This window comes from Paraburkholderia sp. NMBU_R16, from assembly GCF_013282575.1.
GTDB lineage: Bacteria > Pseudomonadota > Gammaproteobacteria > Burkholderiales > Burkholderiaceae > Trinickia.
In genome coordinates this window covers 1-1,574 of the sequence record NZ_JAAAYE010000189.1, presented here as the reverse complement: position 1 = coordinate 1,574, position 1,574 = coordinate 1, and the positions used below count along the sequence as shown (strand labels likewise).

Annotated in this window: 2 protein-coding genes; both read left to right on the top strand. The window is 53.1% G+C overall.

From position 1 onward, the window contains the following. Window positions 1–435, top strand: a 435-nt coding sequence (locus GWC77_RS29260; RefSeq protein ID WP_217283446.1) for a hypothetical protein, incomplete at its 5' end; no start/stop codon positions are given. A 257-nt stretch (window positions 436–692) separates the two neighbouring features. Beyond that, on the top strand, window positions 693–1,127 hold the full coding sequence (locus GWC77_RS27695) for a hypothetical protein (RefSeq protein WP_173262675.1): 435 nt from the start codon (window positions 693–695) through the stop codon (window positions 1,125–1,127). The last annotated feature ends 447 nt before the right edge of the window (window positions 1,128–1,574 follow it).

The following is a 1,574-nucleotide window of genomic DNA, read 5'->3' as shown; positions in this document are numbered from 1 at the left end:
ATGCCCCGTCAGATGGCCTTCGGCCAAGGTTTCGGCGGCGCGCCACAGCGAAGTTCAGCCGCTCAAAGCGTCCGGTCGATTCGGCTTTTGCAGCCCGAATTCGCACGAAAAAAAATGCGCAGCAGCTATAGACGTAATTTGCTATTGAGCGCTCTCGGTCAAGAGCGGCGCAAGGGCGGAGTTCGAATTCTGAAGAAAGGAGAGAGCAATGAGTATGACTATTGTAACGGGCAGTGCACCCGTCAATTTGACGACGATCGATACGTCATCTTCCAGCGCCTTGGGCAATTCTCTTGCCCAAAAGCTTCAAGAGGTCGGGCAAATATTGAGTTCGACGCAGGGCTCGCCGAGTTCCCCGAGTTCCTCGAACACCCCGAGTTCTTCGAGCACCCCGAGTTCCGAAGGAATGGCGTTAGATCAGACGATGGTGAATGATATCGAACACGGGGACTACAAGGGGGCGCAGCAGGCTTACAACAGCGCTATGCGAGCCGGACAGCTGACCCCGACTGATGCCGCAGACGCACAGTCTCTACTCAACCAAACTAAACCTTTTGCGGCTGAGTAAAGAGTAAAGCACACACGACGTTTTTTACAAACCGAGATGCAATATTGATTTGTGTTGTGATAATTGTTCAAGTCTATTGCTCAGTTCGACCACCAGGTCAGATCACATCAAGGAGATAGTACTCATGTCTGTTTCGATTAACACATTCACGCCTCCGACAACAACCATCACCATCGATCCGAATCAGAATTCTCTCGGCGGCTTGTCGTCGGGTAATGGCGACTTGCTGGCGCAGATCGCATCGGCATTGCAAGGTAGTAGTAATATCGGGGCGAATATGGGTAGCAGTGGGGTTAACAGTGCCCCTCAAGCGTACGCTCAAATGGCATCGTGGATGCAGCAAAACGGTAAAAATTCAATGGATTATGGCGACATTTCGCAGATCGCTGAGGGCGGTCTAAACGCCACTCCTGAGCAACAGCAAGCCGCGAAGTTTCTTGAAGCCAATCCGCAAGCGTTGCAGGTCGCGGATTCGGCCAACAAAAAGAACGTTAACGACACGGACGGGAAATTCAGTCTGAATGATTGGACTACCGCAATGAACAATGCAGGCGCCTGATCAGGGTCTCACAACGTGCCTTCCTAGCAGATTTTCGATACAGGATGGTGGTTCGATACCTCAATACAAATCGTCGGGTGCACTGGAAACAATGCTTTCAGCAAAGTGGGTTGCTTGAGCTGCAGCTGTTCGTCGCGACGCTTCGGCTCTCGATAGCGCGCGGCGAACTTTCTGCCGACGATGGTCCGGGTTTTCCAACGCGCCGTTTGCGTTTTCAGTTGCCAGTGTTGTCACCGAAACAAGCGCCGGTGCGGGACCGCGGCTTCTGACCAGCGAGAGGCCGTCCTACTTTTATCCCGCAGATATACAAAGATGCTCCGGCCTATTCAGCCCCTATCGATACCTTCATTTTGCCAGCCATCAGACGCGGCGCATGGATCACCGGTGACTGCGCCAGATGATGTCCGCAAGCCTAGCCGGCATCCCCGCCTGGACGATCCCTCTTTA